22 protein-coding genes are annotated in these 20,621 nt (G+C 75.1%); 13 read left to right on the top strand and 9 right to left on the bottom strand.

Annotation, left to right across the window (positions count from 1 at the left end):
• The first annotated feature begins 88 nt into the window (after nt 1-88).
• A complete protein-coding gene (locus CRP51_RS20345) occupies nt 89-1,282 on the top strand; it encodes an alpha/beta fold hydrolase (protein ID WP_097232725.1) in 1,194 nt (397 codons plus the stop codon).
• Complete coding sequence (locus tag CRP51_RS28550; protein WP_141514631.1) at nt 1,279-1,476, top strand: hypothetical protein; 198 nt, start codon at nt 1,279-1,281, stop codon at nt 1,474-1,476. Before CRP51_RS20345 ends, CRP51_RS28550 begins: the two co-directional genes overlap by 4 nt.
• Nucleotides 1,477-1,506: 30 nt before the next feature.
• On the opposite strand, the gene CRP51_RS20350 is transcribed toward CRP51_RS28550, so the two are convergent.
• The 3 genes from CRP51_RS20350 to CRP51_RS20360 all read right to left on the bottom strand — a co-directional run bounded on the left by CRP51_RS20350 (nt 1,507) and on the right by CRP51_RS20360 (nt 2,871).
• Complete coding sequence (locus tag CRP51_RS20350) at nt 1,507-1,761, bottom strand: DUF397 domain-containing protein (protein ID WP_097232726.1); 255 nt, start codon at nt 1,759-1,761, stop codon at nt 1,507-1,509.
• Nucleotides 1,762-1,828: 67 nt separating this feature from the next.
• Nucleotides 1,829-2,038 (bottom strand): DUF397 domain-containing protein, encoded by a 210-nt coding sequence (locus CRP51_RS20355; RefSeq protein WP_097232727.1) that lies wholly within the window; start codon nt 2,036-2,038, stop codon nt 1,829-1,831.
• A complete protein-coding gene (locus CRP51_RS20360) occupies nt 2,035-2,871 on the bottom strand; it encodes a helix-turn-helix domain-containing protein (RefSeq protein WP_097232862.1) in 837 nt (278 codons plus the stop codon). Before CRP51_RS20360 ends, CRP51_RS20355 begins: the two co-directional genes overlap by 4 nt.
• Nucleotides 2,872-2,977: 106 nt before the next feature.
• On the opposite strand from CRP51_RS20360, the gene CRP51_RS20365 reads away from it, so the two are divergent.
• From CRP51_RS20365 to CRP51_RS20385, 5 genes are all read left to right on the top strand, one after another.
• Nucleotides 2,978-3,481: an ATP-binding protein gene (locus CRP51_RS20365; protein WP_141514632.1), complete on the top strand. Its 504-nt coding sequence runs from the start codon at nt 2,978-2,980 to the stop codon at nt 3,479-3,481.
• Nucleotides 3,478-3,873 (top strand): hypothetical protein, encoded by a 396-nt coding sequence (locus tag CRP51_RS20370; protein ID WP_097232729.1) that lies wholly within the window; start codon nt 3,478-3,480, stop codon nt 3,871-3,873. Before CRP51_RS20365 ends, CRP51_RS20370 begins: the two co-directional genes overlap by 4 nt.
• Nucleotides 3,870-4,214, top strand: a complete 345-nt coding sequence (locus tag CRP51_RS20375) for a DUF7848 domain-containing protein (protein WP_097232730.1) — start codon at nt 3,870-3,872, stop codon at nt 4,212-4,214. Before CRP51_RS20370 ends, CRP51_RS20375 begins: the two co-directional genes overlap by 4 nt.
• A 23-nt stretch (nt 4,215-4,237) precedes the next feature.
• The gene (locus tag CRP51_RS20380; protein ID WP_097232731.1) at nt 4,238-4,696 is read left to right on the top strand and encodes an NUDIX domain-containing protein; all 459 of its coding nucleotides are present in this window, start codon (nt 4,238-4,240) and stop codon (nt 4,694-4,696) included.
• A 90-nt stretch (nt 4,697-4,786) separates the two neighbouring features.
• On the top strand, nt 4,787-5,464 hold the full coding sequence (locus tag CRP51_RS20385; protein ID WP_212615945.1) for a hypothetical protein: 678 nt from the start codon (nt 4,787-4,789) through the stop codon (nt 5,462-5,464).
• 335 nt (nt 5,465-5,799) lie between these two features.
• On the opposite strand, the gene CRP51_RS20390 is transcribed toward CRP51_RS20385, so the two are convergent.
• Entirely contained in the window at nt 5,800-7,125 is a 1,326-nt protein-coding gene (locus tag CRP51_RS20390) for an NAD(P)-binding domain-containing protein (protein ID WP_097232732.1), read from the bottom strand.
• A gap of 141 nt (nt 7,126-7,266) precedes the next feature.
• Between CRP51_RS20390 and CRP51_RS20395 the strand changes: the two genes are divergently transcribed.
• The 3 genes from CRP51_RS20395 to CRP51_RS20405 all read left to right on the top strand — a co-directional run bounded on the left by CRP51_RS20395 (nt 7,267) and on the right by CRP51_RS20405 (nt 9,916).
• Nucleotides 7,267-7,944 carry a MerR family transcriptional regulator gene (locus CRP51_RS20395; RefSeq protein WP_097232733.1) on the top strand — a complete coding sequence of 226 codons (678 nt, stop codon included), beginning with the start codon at nt 7,267-7,269 and terminating at the stop codon, nt 7,942-7,944.
• 401 nt (nt 7,945-8,345) lie between these two features.
• Nucleotides 8,346-9,032 (top strand): DUF3159 domain-containing protein, encoded by a 687-nt coding sequence (locus tag CRP51_RS20400; RefSeq protein ID WP_097232863.1) that lies wholly within the window; start codon nt 8,346-8,348, stop codon nt 9,030-9,032.
• Nucleotides 9,033-9,262: 230 nt separating this feature from the next.
• Entirely contained in the window at nt 9,263-9,916 is a 654-nt protein-coding gene (locus CRP51_RS20405) for a TetR/AcrR family transcriptional regulator (RefSeq protein WP_245880706.1), read from the top strand.
• 211 nt (nt 9,917-10,127) lie between these two features.
• Here CRP51_RS20405 and CRP51_RS20410 read toward each other — a convergent pair whose 3' ends face one another.
• The 3 genes from CRP51_RS20410 to CRP51_RS20420 form a co-directional block, all read right to left on the bottom strand.
• Nucleotides 10,128-11,411 (bottom strand): APC family permease, encoded by a 1,284-nt coding sequence (locus CRP51_RS20410; RefSeq protein ID WP_097232735.1) that lies wholly within the window; start codon nt 11,409-11,411, stop codon nt 10,128-10,130.
• 158 nt (nt 11,412-11,569) lie between these two features.
• Nucleotides 11,570-13,975: an ATP-binding protein gene (locus CRP51_RS20415; protein WP_097232736.1), complete on the bottom strand. Its 2,406-nt coding sequence runs from the start codon at nt 13,973-13,975 to the stop codon at nt 11,570-11,572.
• Nucleotides 13,972-14,289: a hypothetical protein gene (locus CRP51_RS20420; RefSeq protein ID WP_097232737.1), complete on the bottom strand. Its 318-nt coding sequence runs from the start codon at nt 14,287-14,289 to the stop codon at nt 13,972-13,974. The genes CRP51_RS20415 and CRP51_RS20420 overlap by 4 nt, the downstream gene beginning before the upstream one ends.
• Before the next feature lie 332 nt (nt 14,290-14,621).
• Here CRP51_RS20420 and CRP51_RS20425 point away from each other — a divergent pair, with 332 nt between their 5' ends.
• The 3 genes from CRP51_RS20425 to CRP51_RS28175 all read left to right on the top strand — a co-directional run bounded on the left by CRP51_RS20425 (nt 14,622) and on the right by CRP51_RS28175 (nt 17,050).
• Entirely contained in the window at nt 14,622-15,581 is a 960-nt protein-coding gene (locus tag CRP51_RS20425; RefSeq protein ID WP_097232864.1) for an acetylxylan esterase, read from the top strand.
• Nucleotides 15,582-15,705: 124 nt separating this feature from the next.
• Entirely contained in the window at nt 15,706-16,566 is an 861-nt protein-coding gene (locus tag CRP51_RS20430; protein WP_097232738.1) for a phosphotransferase, read from the top strand.
• Between the two features lie 319 nt (nt 16,567-16,885).
• Nucleotides 16,886-17,050, top strand: coding sequence for a hypothetical protein (locus CRP51_RS28175; protein WP_212615957.1), 165 nt, complete (start codon nt 16,886-16,888; stop codon nt 17,048-17,050).
• Here the strand turns inward: CRP51_RS28175 and CRP51_RS20440 are convergent.
• Both CRP51_RS20440 and CRP51_RS20445 read right to left on the bottom strand, forming a co-directional pair.
• Nucleotides 17,025-18,719 (bottom strand): class I adenylate-forming enzyme family protein, encoded by a 1,695-nt coding sequence (locus CRP51_RS20440; protein ID WP_342749082.1) that lies wholly within the window; start codon nt 18,717-18,719, stop codon nt 17,025-17,027. The genes CRP51_RS28175 and CRP51_RS20440 overlap by 26 nt on opposite strands.
• Complete coding sequence (locus CRP51_RS20445; protein WP_212615946.1) at nt 18,716-20,461, bottom strand: CoA transferase; 1,746 nt, start codon at nt 20,459-20,461, stop codon at nt 18,716-18,718. Before CRP51_RS20445 ends, CRP51_RS20440 begins: the two co-directional genes overlap by 4 nt.
• Between the last annotated feature and the right edge of the window lie 160 nt (nt 20,462-20,621).

The raw sequence follows: 20,621 nt of genomic DNA on the forward strand, positions 1-20,621 counted from the left end.
CGAACGGCTCGCGACGATGGCCATGCACCCGCCGGGACCAAGAGGTCACAACCCTACCCGTGAGGGCTGCAGAAAGGATGGTCCTCTAATGAGCGACGAGGCAGACGAGGTGTTCGGCATCGCGGAGGTGGCGGAGCGGATCGGGCTGGCGCCCGACACGTTGCGTTACTTCGAGCGTCAGGGGACCGTGCCGTCCCCCCAGCGCGACCACGCGGGTCGGCGCCGGTACACGGCGGCCGACATCGAGCTGATCCGCATGTTGGTGCATCTCCGCGAGACGGGGATGCCGCTGGCCGACATCGCGCGGTTCACCGGTGCCGACGGCGGGGCCGCCGATCCGGCCCGGCTGCGGCTGGAGTTGCTGACGGCGCACCGGCGCCGCATCCGGGAGCGGCGCGAGGAGCTGGACCGCGCGCTCGACGTGGTCAGCCGCAAGATCGCGGACTACGACGACCGGAGCACCGGCACGCCGCAGCGGCTCGAACGGCCGGACTGCGCGCTCGCCTTCGACGTCCGGGGCGAGGGGCCCCCGCTGTTCCTCGTCGGCGCCCCGGCCGGGCGGGCCGGCTTCGCGGCGCTGGCGCGGGAGTTGGCGGACCGGTTCACCGTCGTCACGCACGATCCGCGCGGCATCGGCGAGAGCCGCGCGGCGACGGGGATGGCCGAGCCCACCCCCGAGGTGCTGGCCGAGGATCTGGCCGCGCTCGTGGACCTCTTCACCGGCGGACCCGCGCTGTTCGTCGGCACCAGCGGCGGTGCCGTGACGCTGCTGGAACTGGTCACACGACATCCCTCACTGGTCAGCCGGGCCGTCCTGCACGAGCCGCCACTGGTCACCCTCCTGGACGACGCGGAGCTGACCAGTCGTGCCACGGCCGCGTTCGCGGTGGCGGAGCGGGACCCGCAACGTGCGGTGCAGGAGTTCTTCGACCTCACCGGCGCCGGGCACCGCACCGGCCCGGGGCAGACGCCTCCCCCGCACCTGCCCCTGCCCGAGCTGCCGGCCGGGGAACTGGACAAGAACCGCTACTTCCTGGGGCGGATGGCCGGCCCCACGGTCCTCTACGCGCCCGACGTCGAGGCCCTTCGCCGGGCGCCGGTGGCGCTGTGCGCCGGCGCGCTGAGCCACCAGCAGTTGGCGCGCCTGGCCACCCAGGCGCTCGCCGACCGGCTGGGGCAACCACTGGTCGACATGCCGGGCAACCATGTGGGCGCGAGCGCCGAGCCGGCGGAGTTCGCCCGCGCCGTGCTGCCGCTGCTGCGGCGACCCGACGCGCGGTGAGCCGCCCCCCTGCCGCCCTCGCCCCCGGCGCCCCGGCCGGAGCGCTGCGTCTGGTGGTGCTGATCCCGCTCACCGCCGCCGAGATCGACGTGCTGGAGTCCCCGGGGCAGGGGCGAGAGGCGCTCTGGGAACGGTGGCGCGCCGAGAAGACCCGGCTGTGGGACGTGGAACGGGCCACGGACCCCGCCGGGTGAGGAGGGCGCGCACCCGCGCCACGGACTTCGCTACCGGGTCCCGCGCTCGTCGACCGCGTGCAGAAACGCGCGCCAGGCCGTCGGCCGGAACGTGAGGATCGGGCCGTCGGCGCGCTGGGAGTCGCGGACGCCGTGGCGCGCGCCGGGCAGGGCGGCCACCTCGACGCAGGCCCCGCCGTTGCTGCTGTAGGAGGACTTGAACCAGTGCACTTCCGCTGGGGTGTTCAACGGTTCGGCTCCCTCGTTGTCCTTGTCGTCACGCCGGTTGGGCGCGGAGTCGGTCACCTCGGGAAATCGTCCCAAGACGCCGCCCGTTGGGCAACGGGGCCTCCGCGCACAACCGGCGCCGCGCTCAGTTGGCGCTGATGCGCCCGGACTTGACGCTCGTCACGAACGAGGAGAACGCGCCGGTGGAGAAGGTCAGGACCGGACCGTCGTGGCTCTTGGAGTCACGGACGGGGACCGTGCCGCTGGTCGCGGCGAGATTGTCGGCGGCCTCCAGGCAGGCGCCACCGTTGTCGCTGTAGGAGGACTTGAACCAACGGGGGGCTTCGGAGCTCACGGGGTGCCCTTTCGTTGCTGCTTGATCGCGGCGACGGAGGCCGACTGGGACAGCGCCTCCGCCTGTAGCTGATGGTAAGCCGTCAGCAGCGGGACCACGGACCCGTTATCCCGTTCCACATTTCCGCGAAGTGAGGACTCCGCGTAGGACAGCAGCGAGCGGTCCGACATCGTCAGGATGTGGACCGGCAGACTGAGGGTGCGGCGCACGCCCATCTCGAAGGGGGCGAGCTGGAGCACGGTGTGCGGCTGCCGGGCGAACTCCTCCAGATACGCCAACTGCGCGTTCATCACCGCTGGTTCCCCGATGGGCCGACGGATGCAACTCTCGTCCAGCACCACGGAGATCAGCGGCGCGGGCGTCCGCTCCAGCGCCGCCCGGCGCTCGGTGACGAGCGCGATCCGTTCCTCCGCCTGTTCGGCGCTGATCGCCCCCCGGTTGACGGCGCTTCGGGCGAGCTCCGTCGCATACTCCGGGGTCTGAAGCAGCCCGGGGACGACACCGATCTCAAAAAGCCTGATCTCGGCGGCGCGTCCCTCGCACTCGACGTACTCGGGGAACCCTTCCAGCAGGCTCCCGTGGCGGATATTGCGCCACTCGCGTTCGAACGCGTCCGCGGTGTTCTCGGTGCCGAGGACGCGATCGGCACTGCGCGCAAAGCGCAAGGTGGAAATCTTTCGACCAGTTTCCACGGAGGACATGTGGCTACTGGTGTAACCCATCCGGTTTGCCAGTTCCTCCTGCGTCCATCCGCGTCCCTCCCGCAGGCTGCGCAGACGCGCGCCGTACGCGGCCTCGGGGGAACTCTCGGGGACCAACTCCTTGCGGTTCAAGGGCAGCACACCAATCTTTCGTGCCGATCCAGCACGTTGAATGATCCCCGACCGAGCGGCACTCTGTCTACCCCAAGTAGTGGCGACGCTACGGAGAGGAGCAGTTATGCCCACTGCGAGCGGTCCTGACGTGCGGGTGCCCGAGGCCCCCGAAAGACCCCGCTTCCTCGCGGGCGGCCTTTCCGGAACGGGACCCGACGACGGCCCCCAGGACGCCCGTTGGTCCCTGACGGTCAGCGTGCGCGAAATCGAGGGCTGGCGTCGGACGGTCGCGGGCGCGCTGGCGGAGTGGCGGGTGTCGCGGGAGGCCGTGGAGCTGGCGCGGCTGGGCGTCTCGGAGCTGCTGGCCAACGTCGCGAAGCACACGGCGAGTCGGCGGTGCGGCCTGCGGGTGGTGCGGGCGGAGGCGGATCTGCTGGTCCAGGTCTTCGACGAGTCCCGGCAGTTGCCGGTGCTGCGCACGCCCGACTGGTGCTCGGAGAGCGGCCGGGGACTGTGGCTGCTGCGGGAGATGGCCGACGGGTTCGGCTTCATGCCGACGCCGTTCATGGCCGGCGCCTCCTGCCGGCTGGGCAAGGTCGTCTGGTTCTCCTGCCGGGACGCGGCATGAACGGCGCGGAGCGCGTGGACCTGGGGCCTGCGGAGTGGGAGTTCCAGATACCGATGCCGGGGTTGGTGGGTGCGGAGCAGCGGGCGTGGGGCCCCTGTTGGTTCTGGTGCGGGCACCGGGTGGCGCCGGTGGTGTGGATCGGCTGCCTCACCTCGGAGGACGCGACCGCCCCGCTCTACGCCTGCGACGCGTGCCTGCGCCAACTCGCGGCGATGGCCTGGGACTTCACCGACGCCGTGCGTGCGGCGCCGCGCGACCGCACCGGGCGGCCGTGGGAGCCCTACCGACCGGCGGACGGTGCATGGATGCCCTGGGCCCGGCGGGACCGGGGGCGGCCTCGCGCCCGCACCACCTTCGGCACCCGCTTCTGGAAAGGGGCCCGGCCCTCATGAACGACATCGTGCGGGGCGCGGACCGCGTACTGATCCAGGAGCGAGGCCCCGGGGTGCCGGAGGGCATCTACGGCGCGGAGTGCATGAGCTGCGAGGCGGTCTCCCCACTCTTCGACGACGACTCCCTGCCGGTGGCGGTATGGGCGCTCCAGCACTCCCAGGACCACCCCGACCACACCCTCTTCCTGGCCAGGACCGAGCGCCACTGGCGCGTGGTCCCCCGCCCGGACGACCCCCCGCCGCCGCCGTCCTGGGGCCCGGGGTTCGCCGGTCCGGCGTTCGTCGGCCTGATGTGCCTGCTCACCGCCCTCTCGGGCCTGCTGCCCGCCCTGACCACCTAACCCCTCAAGGAGACGACGACATCATGCTGACGACGATCAACCGTTCCCCGATCCCGATCACCTTCCACGTCCTGGCCACCACCCAGACCAACCACGTGCTGATGGTGCGCGGGACACGCGAGGACGGCCAGGAGGGCTGGGTCCTGCCCCACGGGCAGATCCCTCAGGGCCGCTGCATCATCCTCGCCGCCCGCGAGGCGTTCCTTGAGGCCACCGGCTGCGACCGCACCCTCTCCGAAATCCTCGCGGTCAGCCCCACCACGGACGACGCCGGGACGCTCAACGGCCTGACCTACGTCCTCGACGGCGGCGTCCTGCCCCAACTGCCCGCCAGGGAACCCAAGGAAGGCGCGGGCTGGGTCCCCCTGCGCGAACTGTACGAACCCCCGGCCCTCTACCAGTACGCCATCATCGCCGCCGGCCAACACCGCCGCCTCCCCCTCCTGATCAACACCGACCGCCCCGAAGCCGCCTTCATCTGACCGCACCCACCTCACCCTGACCTCGACCGGACGGGGCCGGCGGCCCGAAATCCCCGATGCGCCCCACCGGGCGGACTCTAGGCTGCTCACATGGCCGTTTCTGAGGTGTTGACGGAGCAGGACGCGCTGAGAGCCGAAGCCGGGGGTGTGTATCGGGACCTTCGGCTGGAGGAGCTGCTGTCCGACGTCGGCGCACCGACCATCGTGGGGAGCGCGGCGCTGGGTCTCATGGTCCGTCGGGATCTGGACATCGACGTGGCGTGTGCGCGTTTGGACGACGCCGCTGTGGCGGCCGTCACCGCGGTCGGCGCCCAGCTCGGGACCCACCCGCGCGTCCGCCTCGTGACCTTCCGCAACGACTGCGGGGTGTGGAACCAGGAGCCGGACGCGTACCCGGACGGCCTCTACCTCGGCGTGGAGTGCCGCGCATCGTCCGGGGCCACCTGGAACGTCGACATATGGTTCCTCGACCAGCCCGAACGACAGCCCTCCACCGTCCATTTGACCACCGTGCGCCCGTATCTGACGGATGAGACGCGCGTGGCCATCATCGGGATCAAGCGGGCATGGGTCGACCGCCCCGAGTACGGCAAGAGCGTCAAGAGCTTCGACATCTACCGCGCGGTCCTAGGTCGCCTCGTTTGGATCTTCGCGGGGGCGCGACGCCAGCTACGGCACCTCGCTGCGTTACCGAATCGCGCGAATACGACCAAGTATGAGCTGCGATCCGGCGCCTTGCGATGCACCGCATCTGACGCCGCGCCCTGATCCACGAAGATCCAAACGAGACGACCTAGACGACGGCGTCCGCGATGCCGCGCGGTTCGAGACCTGGGTCGGGCAACGAAAGGAGCCGTGACCCCGAGTACCGCGCCGTGCGGGCTCCGATCGGCGGATCATGTGCGAGGCCAGGGCCGGATCGCTGCGGCGGTGCCGACGCCGACGCCGTGGAGGACGTGGGCCCGCTCCGACGGGTGGCGACCGCGCGGGAGTTCTCCAACCGGTCGGTGGCGCGCTCGACCTCGTCGCGGCGCCGACAGCGGGCGCGGGCGAAGCCGGGTGGTCTGCCGCCTTCGCCCGTCACATGATCCGCCGGTCAGGCTCTAAACCGCGGCCGGCGGCACCAGGCGGCCCGGGGAGCCGTCGCGGATGAGGTGGTCCATGTGGACGTTGTGCGCGATGGTGCGGCCGTTCTCGACGTTGGCGCCGATCGCGACCGGGCCGAGCGAGTCGCCGTCCGGGAGCCCGGCGTAGTAGAGCCCGGGAAGCGCGCCGAAGATGCCCCGGCGCTGGATCGGCGCCCCGGTGTCGTCGAGAACGTGGCCCGGGAGGATCCGGTAGTCGGGGCCGAAGCCGGTGCACCAGAGGATGGTCGTGATGCCGTGGCGGGCCAGGTCAAGCCGGGTGCCGAAGTCGGCGACGCGGCTCATGTCGACACCGGGCGCCCGGTCGACTTCCGGTACCGGGAAGCCGCGTTCCCGGATACCGGTGTCGATCTTCTCGACGACGCGCCGGTAGGCGCGGGCGGCCAGTTCGGCGAGGGCGACGACGTTGTCCTCCAGCACCAGCACGTCGTTCCGCACCCCGCGCGCGGAGCCGACCAGGACGACGCCCTTGCCGGCGAGCGTGCCGAGGTTGAGCTCACCCTCCCAGTCGCGGGTGGCGGTCACCGGCAGGCCGGCGAGGACCGAGCGGCCGCTTCCGATGTCGAGGGCGGGCCTGACGTAGTCGTCGAGGAGCGAGAACGTGTGCATCCAGTCGTGGATGCGACGCCCTCGATGGCCGCTGGGCCAGGAGAGGTGACGGCCGACCGACAGATAGACCTCGCGGCCGGCGTCCGCGAGTTCGTCGGCGATCTGCTGGCCGCTGATGCCCGCGCCGACGACCAGTACCGCCCCGGCCGGCAGGGACCGGGCGTTGCGGAAGGACCCCGCGTGCACCTGGTGGACGGTGGGGCCGACCTCGGCGGCGAAGGCCGGGGTGCGGGGGCTCGCGTATCCGCCTATGGCGGCGACCACGTTGCGGGACTCCACGACGCCGCCCGCGGCGAGCCGGGTCCTGAACCGCGCGTCGTCGTGCACGCCGTCGCGCCCGGAGCCGTCCCCGAGGCACTCGATCTCGCGGACCGGCGTGTGCTCCCACACCCGCAGTCGCCGCCGTTCCACGTAACGGCGTAGATGCCGGGCGAGCTCGGGGCCCGACATGAAACCGTCGGGGTCGTCGCCGTCGTACTCCCAACCGGGGAACCGCACCGAGCGGTTGCCGCTGCCCACGCGCAGGCTGTCCCAGCGTTCGTGTGCCCACGCCTGGCAGATCTCCCCCTTCTCGATGACGAGCGCGTCGCGCCCCAGCTCCTGGAGGGCGGCGGCGACCCCGCATCCCTGCTGGCCGGCGCCGACGACGACGGTCTCCGTGTACTCGACTGTCACTGGTTCGAAGCCCTTCCGACATCGGGTCGCGGACCACGCGGGTCCGCCGGAACGAGGCAGCCGGGCACCACGGCAACGGGCACTTAGGCTAGCCTTACCTAAACCTTGCGTGGTGAAGTCGACTTGATGTCAAATGACGTCATGGACAACGAGCCCACGGTCACCATCGGCCAGGCCGCGGCGTTGTACGGCCTCGCCCCGTCCACCGTGCGGTGGTGGGAGCGTCAGGGCCTGCTCAACCCGCCTGCCCGGCGAGGCGGCAGGCGGGCCTACGGCCCTCTCGACCTGCGCCGCATCGGCATGGCCTATCTGTGCTGCGTGGTCGGAAAGATGCCGCTGGAGCAGGCCGCCGTCGTCACCTCGGGCGCCCACTCGCACGCCGACTGGCAGCGCACCGTGGGCGAGCAGATCGAGCAACTGGAGGAGCGGGCCGAGCAGTTGCGGGCCGCCAGGGACTACCTGCGCCACCTGCTGCTCTGCGAGGACGACGACATGGCGCGGTGCCACCTGCTGGTGGCCGAACTGGCCGCGCGCACCCCGCAGGGGCCGGTCCCGGACGGCGACCTCGTGGCCGCCGCCCGCGCGGCCCACCGCGGCGGGGCGTCGCGCGACCGGGAGGCGCGAGACCGGGAGGCGCGAGACGGGGAGGCGCGTGAGGAAAGGCCGGTCGCCCGCCTCCCGCGTGAGGAAACGTCGGGGGCGTGCGCCGGCTGCGCGGCGCCGATGCCGCGCAACTCCCGTGGCCGCCCGAGGAGATACTGCGGCCGCGCCTGCCAGCAGCGCGCCTATCGCGCCCGGCGCGCGGGGGACGGCCGCTAGAACCTCAAGGCTCAAGAGAGGCCCCGGACCACCGCGCGGGCGGCGCGCGGCGCAGCGGCGGCGGCCGCGGCGTCACGCACCACGGCGAGAGCGCCACCGCCGCCCGGGGCGACGGATCGCCCCGTCTGTCGCTCAGTGACGCCAGACGAAAGGCCGCTTCGGCGGGACAGGCGCGTCAGCGTGGCCGGAACACGGGACTCAACGGCCTCGCCACCCGCACCCGGAGACACGGGACAAGCCCTGACGTGCGGCAACTCCGCGCCCCACGAGGGGCGTTCACCCCTTCTGTGACCCAGGTCACCCTTTCCCGGCTGGACGCAAAGTGTCGCTGAATGCCAAGCTGTCACTTAGTGGCGCACAGGGGCCGCTCCCCCACCACCAACCCGGAAGAGCTGATCACCATGCAGACCCCCACCGACCCCCACCAGGCGACGGCCATGCGGACCGAGCCGGCCCCGGGACAGCCGAGGAAGCCGACCATGCTCGACCAGGCCGGCGGCACCAAGGGGCTCGTCTACTCCGCGCTCCCCGCGGTCGTGTTCGTGATCGCCAACAACGCCAAGGGGCTCAGGGCCGCGATCGTCTGCGCCGTGGCCGTGGCGGTGGCCATCGCCGTGGAGCGACTGGCCCGCAAGGAGTCGCTGCAGCCCGCGCTCGGCGGCCTGTTCGGCGTGGCGATCGCCGCCGGCATCTCCTGGTACACCGGCTCGGCGAGGGACTACTTCCTCATCGGCATCTGGACCAGCCTGGCCGGCGCGATCGTCTTCCTCGCCTCCGTGCTCGCGCGCTGGCCGCTGGCCGGCGTGCTGTGGAACGCCGCCACCGGCAAGGGCAACGCCTGGCGCCAGGACGCCCGTTCGCGCCTGTACTACGACATCGCCACCCTGACCCTGACCGCCATCTTCGCCGCCCGGTTCATCGTTCAGCAGTGGCTCTACGACGCCGACGACGTCGACTCGCTCGGTTTCGCCAAGATCGCGATGGGCTACCCGCTGCTGGCCGTCGGCCTCCTGGTTCTCGCCTGGGCCGCCCGCGCCTCGGACAAGCGGCTGAAGACGCTCGGGCTGGTGCCCGCCCAGCGGGGTTGAGACGGATGGGGAGACCCCGCGCTTCCACGCCCGCGCGCCGGAGGACCGGACCGGTCCGACCGGCGCGCGCCGGCGTGAGCGCGGGGCAGGGCGCGCGCGGCGGGTGCGCGCGGCGGGTGCGCGGCCTCCGGGGAGGCGGGGAGCGGCCCCTCTCCCGGAGGTAGCGCGGGCCGTCACTTAATGTCAATATGGCACTTGATGTGTCGGGTGCGGAGAAAGGGTGAAGAGGCGTGGCCACGACGAAACGGGTCAGGGGTGCGATGAGCGAGCAGCGCCGCCACCGCTTGCGGCTGGAGATCTCGCGGGAGGCGTCCCGGCTCTTCTGGAAGCAGGGCGTCGACGCGACCAGCGGCGACCAGATCGCCGAGGCGGTCGGCCTGTCGACCCGCACCATCTGGCGCCACTTCCGCTCCAAGGAGAGCTGCGCCGAGCCCATCGTCGCCCAGGGCGTGGAGTGGGAGATGTCCACGCTGCGCAGTTGGCCGCGCCATCTCTCCCTGGAGGAGCACTTCGCCCACGAGAGCCAGCGGTTCGGCCGGGTGGCGAGCGAGACGGAGCAGGGCGACACGGTGCTGGCGGTGCAGATGGTGCGGCTGGGGGACGACGAGCCGGCGATCCGCACGGCCTGGCTGATGGCCTGCGACCAACTGGAGCGGGAGCTGGCCGAGATCGTCGCCAAGCGGCTCGAACTCCCCGCCGACGACCTTCAGGTCCGGCTGCACGCGGCGGCGGCCGGGGCCGCCCTGCGGGTGGTGAACGAGCACATCGGCGCCGCGTTGCTGGACGGCGTCCCGGCCGAGGAGTTCGCCGACGCGCCCGAGCGGATCGCCAACGCCGTCCGGACGGCGACCAGCGGCGCCGTGGGCGACCCGATCGTCTTCTGAGCGGCTCCCGGAACGGGCCGCGGAAGCAGCGGTTCTGGCGGCTGGCGCGGGTGCCTTCCGCGTCCGTCGGGAAGAGAGCGTGTGATCGACCGCGCTACGTGTCCGTTCGCCGCGACCATACGAGAACGGGGCCGAGCTCCCCGGCGGTTCCACCACGGCGCCGGACTGGCGTCACCAAGTGACGCGGACGGCAAGCGCCGCCCCCGTCGTCCTAGCGAGCGCCGCGCGCCCGCCGCACCACCCGCGCGCCCGCGTACACGCCCGCGCCCAGCGCCAGAACCCCCGCGCCCGCCAGCACCGAGGAGGCGGGCAGCGCGAAGGCCAGAACAAGACAGCCGGCCAGGCCCACGGCCGGAACCAGCCTGGGCGGGCGCCCCTCGTCGGGCGCGAGCGTCCAGGCCGAGGCGTTGGCGACCGCGTAGTAGACCAGCACCCCGAACGAGGAGAACCCGATCGCCGCCCGCACGTCCCCCGTCGCCGCGACCACGGCCACCACCGCGCCGACCAGCAGCTCAGCCCGGTGCGGCACCGCGAACCGCGGGTGCACGGCGGCCAGCGCCGGCGGCAGGTGCCGGTCCCTGGACATGGCGAGCACCGTGCGGGAGACACCCAGGATCAACGCCAGCAACGCCCCCAACGCGGCCAGCGCGGCGCCGAGTCGGACCACCGGCACCAGCCACTCCGCTCCCCCGGCGCGGGCCGCTTCGGACAGCGGCGCCGACGCCTCGGCCAGCCCGTTCGGGCCCAGCACGGCCAGCACCGCGACGGCGACGGCCACGTAGACCGCCAGCGTGATGCCCAACGCGAGGGGGATCGCGCGGCGGACCGTGCGCGCCGGGTCGCGCACCTCCTCCCCCAGCGTCGCGACGCGGGCGTAGCCGGCGAAGGCGAAGAACAACAGCCCCGCCGCCTCGAACACCCCGCCGGCCGTCGCGTCCGAGCCGACGTCCAGCCGGCCGAACTCCACCGCGTCCGAGGTGAGCGCCGCGACCACCACGGCGGCGAGCACCGCCAGCACGACGGCGACGATCACCCGCCCGAGCAGCGCGGACTTCCGCACCCCCGCGTAGTTGACCGCCGTCAGCGCCACCACGGCCGCCACCGCGACGGCGTGCGCCTGCCCCGGCCAGGCGTACGCGCCGAACGTCAGCGCCATCGCCGCGCACGAGGCCGTCTTGCCGACGACGAACGCCCAACCCGCCAGATAGCCCCAGAAGTCGCCCAGCCGCTCGCGGCCGTAGACATAGGTGCCGCCCGAGGCCGGATAGCGGGCGGCGAGCCGCGCGGAGGAGGTGGCGTTGCAGTAGGCGACGACCGCCGCCAGCGCGAGGCCGAGCAGCAGCCCGGAGCCGGCGGCGCGGGCCGCGGGGGCGAGCGCGGCGAAGATGCCGGCGCCGATCATCGCGCCCAACCCGATGACGACGGCGTCCGTCACCCCGAGCGTGCGCCGCAACGCGTCGGGGGCGCTGCCGCGGTGCGGCGAGGACCCGGCCATGAGCGTCCTCCTCGTTCGACCTCACATGGCTTGCCGCCCGATTGTCGCCCGTACCCCACCCCGCGCCCCGCAACCCCCCACCGGCGGAGAAGGGGGCGCGGGCAACCACCCGCCGGGGTGGGGCCGACCGACCGACCGACACCGCGTCCCGGAGGGCCTCACCGGTCCAGGGTGCCGCGCAACGCCCGCGCCCTGGCGTCGTCGAACGACGCGAGCAGCCGCAACGCCGTGCGCCGCTGCGCGGCGGCGGCCGGCGGGTCCTCCGCGAGGAGCGCGCGGGCCAGGCCGTCCCGCGCCAACGCCTGCCACCAGGGGTCGTCGAGCGCGACGAAGACGTCCGCGGCCCGCCGGTGGAACGCCGCCGCCTGGTCGTCCCTGCCCAGCCCGTGGAACGCCTCACCCGCGCCGTGCCACGCGCGCGCCTCGTTGGCCCGGTCCCCCAGCCGGCGGTAGAGCGCGGCGGCCCGCTGGTAGGAGGCGAGGGCCTCGTCGAGCTGTCCGGCCGCCCGTTGCGCCGCGCCAAGCGTCAGCAGCCGGTACCCCTCCGAGGGGCGGCTGCGCGCCGTCAGCGCGAGGTCGACGGAGCGCCGCGCGGACCGCAGCGCCGCCGCCGTGTCGCCCCGTTCGCGCTGGATGTCGCTGAGCACGCGCAGCGCGGCGCCCTCTCCCCGTTCGTTGCCCTGCCGGCGGTGGTCGGCCAGGGTGGGGGCGACGACGGCCTCGGCGTCGTCGAGGCGGCCCGCTTCGTGGTAGGCGTTGGCCAGATTGGTGAGTGTGGCGGCGAGTTGACGGGCGGCGGCCGGGTCCTCGCCTTCGGCGAGGATGCGGAAGATGCCCTCGGCCTCCTCGAAGTCGGCGATGGCCTGCGGTAGTTGCCGGCCGCGCAGCCCGGTGAGGCCGAGCGCGTTGAGGGCGCGGCCCTCCGCCAGCCGGTCGCCCGAGGCACGGTGCAGCGCCAGCGCCGCCCGGTGGTGCTCCCGGCTCGCCGACAGGTCGCCACGCTGGGCGTGGGCGTCGCCCAGGCAGCGGAGTACCCGCGCCTCGGCCGCCCGGTCGTCCAGCGCGCGGCTGGACGCCAGCGCGAGCGCGGCCACGTCGAGCCAGCCGGCGGCGGGCGCCGCCCGGGTCCAGCAGCGCCACTGCGCGACGGCCAACTGCCAACAGAACGCGTGGAGTTCGGCACGGGCCGCCGCGCGTGCCGCGGCGAGCACGTTGGTGTGTTCCCGTTCCGCCCAGTCCCTGGCCTGGTCGTGGTCCGCGATCGCGTGGGGCGCCACCTCCGGGGCGGCGCCCCCGTCCAGCGGCAGCCGGTCGTCGCCGGGCGCCAGCAGCCGGTGGGCGGCGTCGGCGGAGCGCAGATACCAGCTGAGCACGCGGTGCAGCGCGGCCCGCCGTTCCTCCTCCGGCTCGTCCAGGCGCGCCTGGTCGCCGGCGTAGGCGCGCAGCAGGTCGTGGAACTCGAAACGGTCCGGGGCCGTCTGCGTCAACAGGTGCGCGGAGACCAGGGAGTCGAGGAGCTGCCGGGTCCTGGCCACCGGCGCGCCGCAGAGCGCGGACGCCGCCTGGAGCCGGAACTCCGGCCCCGGGTGCACGCCCAGCAGCCGGAAGAGCCGCGCCGCGCCCTCGGGCAGCGCGCGATAGGACCAGGCGAAGACGGTGCGTACGGCCTCCGCGTCGGGTCCCTCGCCGGTGCTGAGCGCGTCCCACAGCGAGGACTCGTCGCGCAACTCGGCGATCAGGTCCGGGAGTCGGGCGTACGGGTTGCTCGCCGCGCGTTCGGCCGCGATGCGCAGCGCCAGCGGCAACCGGGCGCAGAGCCCGGCCAGTTCCACCAGGTCGCGCTGGTCGGCGCCGTCCCGTCGGCCGCCGGTGAACGCCCGCAGCAGCGCCACCGCCTCCGCCTCGGGCAGCACGTCGAGCACGAGACGGTGGGCGCCGTCCCGAACGGTCAGCCCCGAGACGCGACTTCGGCTGGTCACCAGCGTCAGACAGCCGGGGCCGCCCGGCAGCAGCGGTCTGACCTGGGCGGCGGTGGCGACGTTGTCGAGAAGGATCAGCACCCGCCGGTTGGCCAGCCGCGTGCGGTAGAGCGCGGCGGCGGCGTCCGGGTCGGCGGGGACGGCGGCCGGCGGGACGCCGAGCGCGGTCAGGAAGTGGTGCAGCACCTCGCCCGGGGTCAACGGGGCGGCCGGGTCATATCCCCTGAGGTTGACGTAGAGCTGCCCGTCGGGGAAGCGGTCCGCCACCCGGTGCGCCCAGCGCAGCGCGAGCGAGGTCTTGCCGACGCCGGCCGTGCCGACCACCAGGACGACGGCGGAGATCCCGGGGTCCGGCACGCCGAGAACCGCGTCGAGATGCTCCATCTCGCTGACGCGGTTGACGAACCCCCTGGTGTCACCGGGGAGTTGGCGGGGACGCGCGGCCTCGCCCGGGTCGGCCCCGGTGTGGAAGTGGATGCCGCCGCTGACGCTTCCGGCCTGCACCACGTCCCTGGCGGAGCCGGAGAGCGCCGCGTGGGAGCCGTCCGTCGGTCTCCCCGCCGGGTCTTGGTCACCTTCGGTCATGCATCCGGGGCCGGGTCCGGGGACGCGCCGCCCGGAGGCGCGTCCGGTATGTGCGGCTTCGCCGACGCGAGGATGCGTCCGGGGATCACGACGAGGCGTTCACCGGGCGCGAGGGAGACGTCGCGCGGCAGCCGCCCGGCGTAGGACTCGGTGACGTCGTGCCCGATGACGGCCACGTCGTCGTTGTCCAGGAGCCACAGGTCGGGGCAGGCGGTCTCGCCCTCGTTGGGGTTGGAGAGCCCCAACTCGCCCGCCGACCTGCCCAACCGCCGCCCGAAGGAGGCCGTCAGGTCGGGTTTCCATGCTTCGGCCACGTGGGTCTCCGATCCGCTCGCTGAGACGGGGAGGATGAGGGGGGCGCCGGAACGGCCACCCAGTCTAGTTCGCGTCCCGGACACGCACCATGACGCCCCGTCAGCGCACGGGGGCGCACGAGGCGCGGGGCGCGGGGCGCGGGGCTCGGAAGCGCGGGGCTCGGGGCGCGGCGACACGGCGGCGCGAGGTGGAAGGGGAGCGCGAGGTGGAAGGGGAACGTGCGGTGGAAGGGGAACGTGCGGTGGAAGGGGAACGTGCGGTGGCGGAGGACCGCGAGGTGGACGGCGGGGGCGAGGTGTTCCGGGGCGCGTGGGAGCGCGCCGCGCGCCGGGTGGGGCGGCTGCGCGAGGACCACCCCTTCGACTTCGACCCGACCTACGGCTGCCCGCCCGACGCGCTGCTGACGGTGGACGCCCCCGCGCCGCCGGAGGACTTCGACGCGTTCTGGCGCCGGCGCTTCGCGCGGGCGCGCGAGGCGCGGGTCGCGCCCCGGCTCGGGCCCGAGGTGGCGCGGGACGCGCGGCACCGCACGCACCGGGTGGAGTTCGGCTCGGTGGGCGGCCGGCGGCTCGGCGGCTGGCTGACCCTGCCCGCCTCCGGCCCGGTCACCAGGGGCTGCGTCGCCACGCACGGCTACGGGGGGCGCGCACGCCCGGAGCCCGCGCTGGCGCCCCCCGGCGCGGCCACCCTCTGGCCGGTGCTGCGCGGGCTGCCCGACCTCAGCCGCTTCCCGGACATCCCGGAGACCTCGGACGCCCATGTGCTGCACGGGATCGCGGCGCGCGACACCTATGTGCACGGGGACTGTGCGGCCGACGTGTGGTGCGCGGCGACCGCGCTGCTGGAGCTGGTGCCGGAGGCCGCCGCCCGGCTGAGCTATCTGGGCACCAGCTTCGGCGGCGGCATCGGGCCGCTGGCGCTGCCGTGGGACGCGCGGTTCACGGCCGCCGCGTTGACCGTTCCCAGCTTCGGAGCCCATCCGCTGCGGCTGACCCTGCCCTGCGTCGGCAGCGGCGAGGCGGTTCGCCGGCTGCATCGCGAACGGCCGGGCGTCGCGAAGGTGTTGCGGTACTTCGACGCCGCGACCGCCGCCTCACGACTGCGGATCCCGACGCTGGTGGGGGCCGCGTTCCTCGACCCCGCGGTGCCACCGCCGGGGCAGTTCGCGGTCTTCCGGGCGCTGGCCGGGCCGCGCCGGCTCTTCGCCCTGACGGCGGGCCACTTCGACCACCGGGACGCGGCGGCCGAGGAGGCGGCGCTGGTGCGCGCCGTCCACCGCTTCCTGCCGTAGCCGGGCCGGCTTCCCGCCGCGGCCCGCCGGCCGGGGCACGCCGCCGGAAAACCCGGGGCGGCGTTCCCGGTCGGCTTGGTAGCGTGCGCCGGTCCGCACGGGGCGGGCGACAGAGGAGGTCACGGTGGAGGCTGCGACGGGGCGACGCGCGAGCGACGCGGCCCGGGGGATCGCCGGCGCGCTCGGGCTGGCGGCGGACGAGGCGATCGTGCTCCAGGACTCCAACAAGCTGACGCTGCGGCTGCTGCCCTGCGACGTCCTGGCCCGGGTCGCCGTCGCCGGGCCGGGAGAGGCGGGGGAGGAGGCGCGGCGGGTCGCGCGGTGGGAGATCGACCTCGCCCGACGGCTGGTCGACGCCGGGTGCCCGGTGGGCGCGCCCGACCCCCGGGTCGCGCCGGGGGCCCCCGAGCGCGACGGGTTCGTCGTCACGTTCTGGACCCACTACACGCCTCCCTCGCCCCCGCCCGTCCTCTCCCCGACCGAGTACGCCGGCGCACTCGCGCGGCTGCACGCCGGGATGCGCGCCGTGGATGTCGCGGCACCGCACTTCTCCGAGCGGGTCGCGTACGCCAGCGCGCTCGTCGCCGACCGCGCCCGCACGCCGGAACTGGCCGAGGCCGACCGTGAGTTGTTGAGCGACACGCTGCGGAACGCGGGCCGCGCGGTCGCCGAGCGGGGCGGCCCCGACCAACTGCTGCACGGCGAACCGCACCCGGGGAACCTGCTCGCCACCGCACGCGGGCCGCTCTTCATCGACCTGGAGACCTGCTGCCGAGGCCCCGTGGAGTTCGACCTCGCCCACGCTCCGCCCGGCGTCGGCGAGGAGTACCCGGGCGTGGACCGGGAGTTGCTGCGCGCCTGCCGGAGCCTGGTGCTGGCGGTGATCAGCGCCTGGCGCTGGGACCGCGACGACCGCCTCCCCGACGGCCGCGCGCTGGGCCTCGCCTGGCTCGACGAGCTCCGCGAGGCCCAGCGGACACGGTGACGCGGGGCGCCCCCGCGTGCACGGCGCGATGCCGCCGTCCTCCGCGCCCCGCCAGGGACACAGCGCCGCCCACCGGCGAAGCGGGCTGCGGGGAACCGCGCGAGCCACCGGGGACCGGGCCGAGCACGACGACCCACCAGGCCGCGCGCGCGAGTCGTGCGACCGACCCCGCCACCCGTGCCCCGCGCGGTCCCGGCCCCGGACCGTCCACCGGCCGTCTGTCGGACTACGCCCGGCCGAGGGCGGCGAGCGCGTGCGCGAGATGGTCGCCGAGGCGCGGCAACCAGTCGGGCCGCGCGTTCCCCAGAAGGTGGTCGCCGTGCGGGACGGAGAGACAGCGCCCCCGCGGCGCCAGTCGGGCCAGGGGCTCGCCGCCGCCTGCGCCCGGGAGGCGGGGCGCGGCCGCTGGCTGGAGTACGACCCGGCACGCGACTGGCTGCCGGAGCCCCCGGTCCAGGTCAACGTTCCGCCGCGCGAGCCGTGAGGGTCCTGCGGCAGACCTTGCCGGTCGGACCGTGTGGCATCTCGGCGACGGGCAGCAGCAGTTCGGGGAGCTTGCGCCGCTCCAGCCCCCGTGTGTCGCGCAGGAACGCCTGGAGCGCGGCCAGCGTCGGCGGCGGTGCGCCGGGGGCCGGGCGGACGCAGGCGCAGAGGCGTTCGCCGAGGTCGGGATCGGGGACCGGGACGCAGGCGACCTCGGCGACGTCGGGGTGGGCGGCGAGGTGGCGTTCGACCTCGGCGGGGCTGATGTTGTAGCCGCCCCTGATCACGACGTTCCGCAGCCGGCCGAGGAGGAACAGCCGTCCGCGCGCGTCCAGTCGGCCGAGGTCGCCGGTGCGGACCCAGCCGTCGGGGGTGCGGTGGCGGGCGTCGTCCGCCCGTTCGCCGAGGTGGCAGAGCGGGGTCATCGGCCCCCGGGCCTGGATCTCGCCCGGCTCCCCCGCCGGGAGCTCCCGACCGTCGGGGCCGACGATCCGCACGGCGACCACCGCCGGGTCGGGGACGCCGACGAACCCGGCGGGCGCCGCCGGGGTGGCGCGGGTGTGGCAGTTGACGCCGTCGGAGGAGCCATAGACGGTGATCACCGGCCTCCCGAGGCGGCGCTCGGTCACCTCGGCGGTGGCGGGAGGGAGTTCGGCGCCGCTGGAGACCGTGGCCACCAGGGTCGACAGGTCCTCGCCCGGCGACGGCGGCCGTTCGGCGATCCGGCGGAGCATGGTCGGGACGGCGAAGAGATGGGTGGCGCGGTGCGCGCTCGCCGCCCGCAGCGCCTCGGCCGGGTCGAACGCGGGCAGCACCAGCAGCGTTCCGCCGAGCGCCGCCACGGTGAGCACCCCGCAGGAGCCGAACGAGGAGCCCAGCGGCACCAGCACCAGATGGCGCCTGGGCCCGGGGTCGGGGGTGAGGGCCCGCAGATAGCGGGCCCGGCCGCCGCCCATCGCGTGGTGGGAGTAGGCGACCATCTTGGGCTCGGCCTCCGAGCCGGAGGAGACCATCAGCCGCGCGGGCGCCGTCGGATCGACGGCCCCCGGCCGCCACCGCGTGCGCGCCGGCGCGCCCAGCCAGCGCACGCCCCCCGCACGCCCGGCGGGTGCCTCGTCGGTCGTGAAGACGGCGCGCAGGGTGGGAAGTCGGTCGGCGAGCGCGAGGTCCGAGTGCTCGGCGAACACCGCGCCGGCGGCGCGCGCACGGCCGAGCAACGCGAGGGTGTCGCGGCGCCCGCCGCCCGGCGGGTAGGGCAGCGCGACCGCGCCGATCGCGTAGACCGCCAGCTCGGCGGCGACGGCGGCGCGGCCGTTGGGCAGCCGCAGCGCCACCACGTCACCGGCGCCGAGCCCGGCCTCGGTGAACAGGGCGGCGATCCGGCGGACCTCGGCGTCCAGGGTGGCGTAGTCCCAGCCGCCGCCCGGCGGGTCGCCGGCCTCGACGACCGCCTGCCGGGCGGGATGGGCGGCGACGCGTTCCCGGAAGAGGGCGGCCACATCGCGGTCGGGGCACAGGCCCCCGGCGACCCAGGAGCGGCGCTCGGCGAGCGGCACCAGGTCGGGGAGGGCGAGCCCGGCACGGCTCGTCCAGACGGGCACGGTCGGCACGGCCGGTTCGGCGGACGCGGCGGGGGCGGCGGGCGCGGTGGGTACGGCGGGCGCGGTCACGAGAAGGTCCAAGGGGTGCGGGGGCGGGCGTGGCCGCCGGGCGGTGCGGGGGCGACGGCGGCGCGGAACGCGGGGTCACGCGCCAGGGCGGGCAGCTCGGTGACCACGGGAACGGCGGCGACGCCCGCCTCGGCGAGCGCCGCGCGCCACTCCTCCGTGGCGCGGGTGGTGAAACGTTCCGCGACCGCGCCCGGCGCGCGCGTCAACACTCCGGTGACGCGGGCGAGTCGGGCCGGGTCGGCGGCGGCGTCGGCGGGCAGCGCGAGCCAGCCGTCGGCGGTGCGCAGCGGCTGGTCCAACGGGGTCAGGACCGCCCGCGCGCGGGGGCGCGGGACGAGCGCGGCGGCCGAGAGCAGCGAGGACTCCACGCGCGCGCCCCTCCCCGCGCCGGCGCGGCGCAGCAGCGCGGAGACCGCGCCATGGGCGCAGAGCGCCCCGCCGAGCACGTCGGTGAGGGTCATCAGGGAGGGCGTCGGCGCGTGGCCGGCGGGGCGCAGCGCGGCGGCGAGGCCGCCGTGGGCCTGGGCGAGGTAGTCGGTGCCGATGGGCGGCACCGCGCGTCCGAAGGCGTCGCCGAAGCCGGAGGCGGCGGCGTGGACCAGCCCGGGACGCACCCGCCACAGGTCGGCGGCGGTGAGGCCGAGCCGCTCGGCGCGGCCCGGCGGCCAGTTGTGGAGGAAGACGTCGGCCCCGGCGGCGAGTTCGGCGACGGCGCGGCGGCCGGCCGGGGTCGCCAGGTCGATCTCGGCGACGGACTTGCCGGCGTTGAGCGCGGCGAACCGCGCCGACACGCCGCCGGCCAGCGGGGGCAGCCCGCGCATCGGGTCGCCGCCCGGCGGTTCGACGCGCAGCACGCGGGCGCCGAGCAGCCGCAGCAGATGGCCGGCGAGCGGGCCCTGCACGCGGTTGGTGACCTCGACCACCTGCAACCCGCTCAGCGGCAACGCGCCCTCGGCGGCGGGCAGTTCCCTCCGCGCGCGCCCCGGCGCGCACGCGGTGCGCAGCGGCGCCGGCAGTCCCGACGGGTCGGGGTCGTCGGGGAGCGCGACCAGGCTGAGGCCGGCGGCCCGCGCCGCCTCGGCGAGGTCGGTCAGCGGGTGGGCGTTGGCCGCCCGGCGCAGCTCGGGCGGCAACGGGCAGCTCCCGGTGGCGAACCGCTGCTGGAACGGCGCCCAGCCGCGTCCGGCGAGCGCGGGCTCCACGCCGAGCCGACGCCAGAACTCCCGCCAGGCGTCCGGGGCGAGGGTCTCGATCTCGCAGGTGACGCCGTCCGCGGAGACCAGGCTCGCCCCGCCGGGAGCCGGGTCGTCGGCCGGGTCCTCCGGCGCGGTGGCGGCCGCCAGGTACTGGGTGAGGGAGAGCAGCGCGCCCTGCGCGACCGAGGTGGTGACCCGGCGCAGCGCCAGGCCCCGTCGGCGGGCGAGCAGCGCGGCGTGGACGCCCAGCGCGGTGAGGACGCCGGCCACCGTGGCGGCGTAGGGAACGGCGAGGTGTTCCGGCGTGCCCGAGGCGCGGCCGTGCACCTGGGCGATGCCGCAGGCGGACTGGACGGTGCGCTCGTCGGTCAGCGGGAGCGCGACGGGGCCGGCCCAGTCGACGACGTCCTGCACCTCGCGGCGGGCGGACGGGGGCAGTTCTGCCAGCAGGCGCCCGGCGACCGCCCGGTGCGCCGGAGAACGCGCGGGCGCGCGGGCGGTGACGCTCGCGCCGGGAGTGGCCGGGACGTGAGGGGAGACGTTCACGTTCCCCATCGTGGGTGCCGGGCAAGGGAGTTGGGGCGCCAAGCGGCCGGGATGCACCCCGAAGGGTGAGCGCCTCGCTCACGGGAACGAACGCCCGCCGGCGGCGGTGCGAGGGCGCCCCCCTGCTGACCGGTGCGGCGCCGACGCACGGCGCCGCCCG

The sequence above is a fragment of the Streptomyces zhaozhouensis genome, assembly GCF_900230195.1.
GTDB classification, from domain to species: Bacteria; Actinomycetota; Actinomycetes; order Streptomycetales; family Streptomycetaceae; genus Streptomyces; species Streptomyces zhaozhouensis.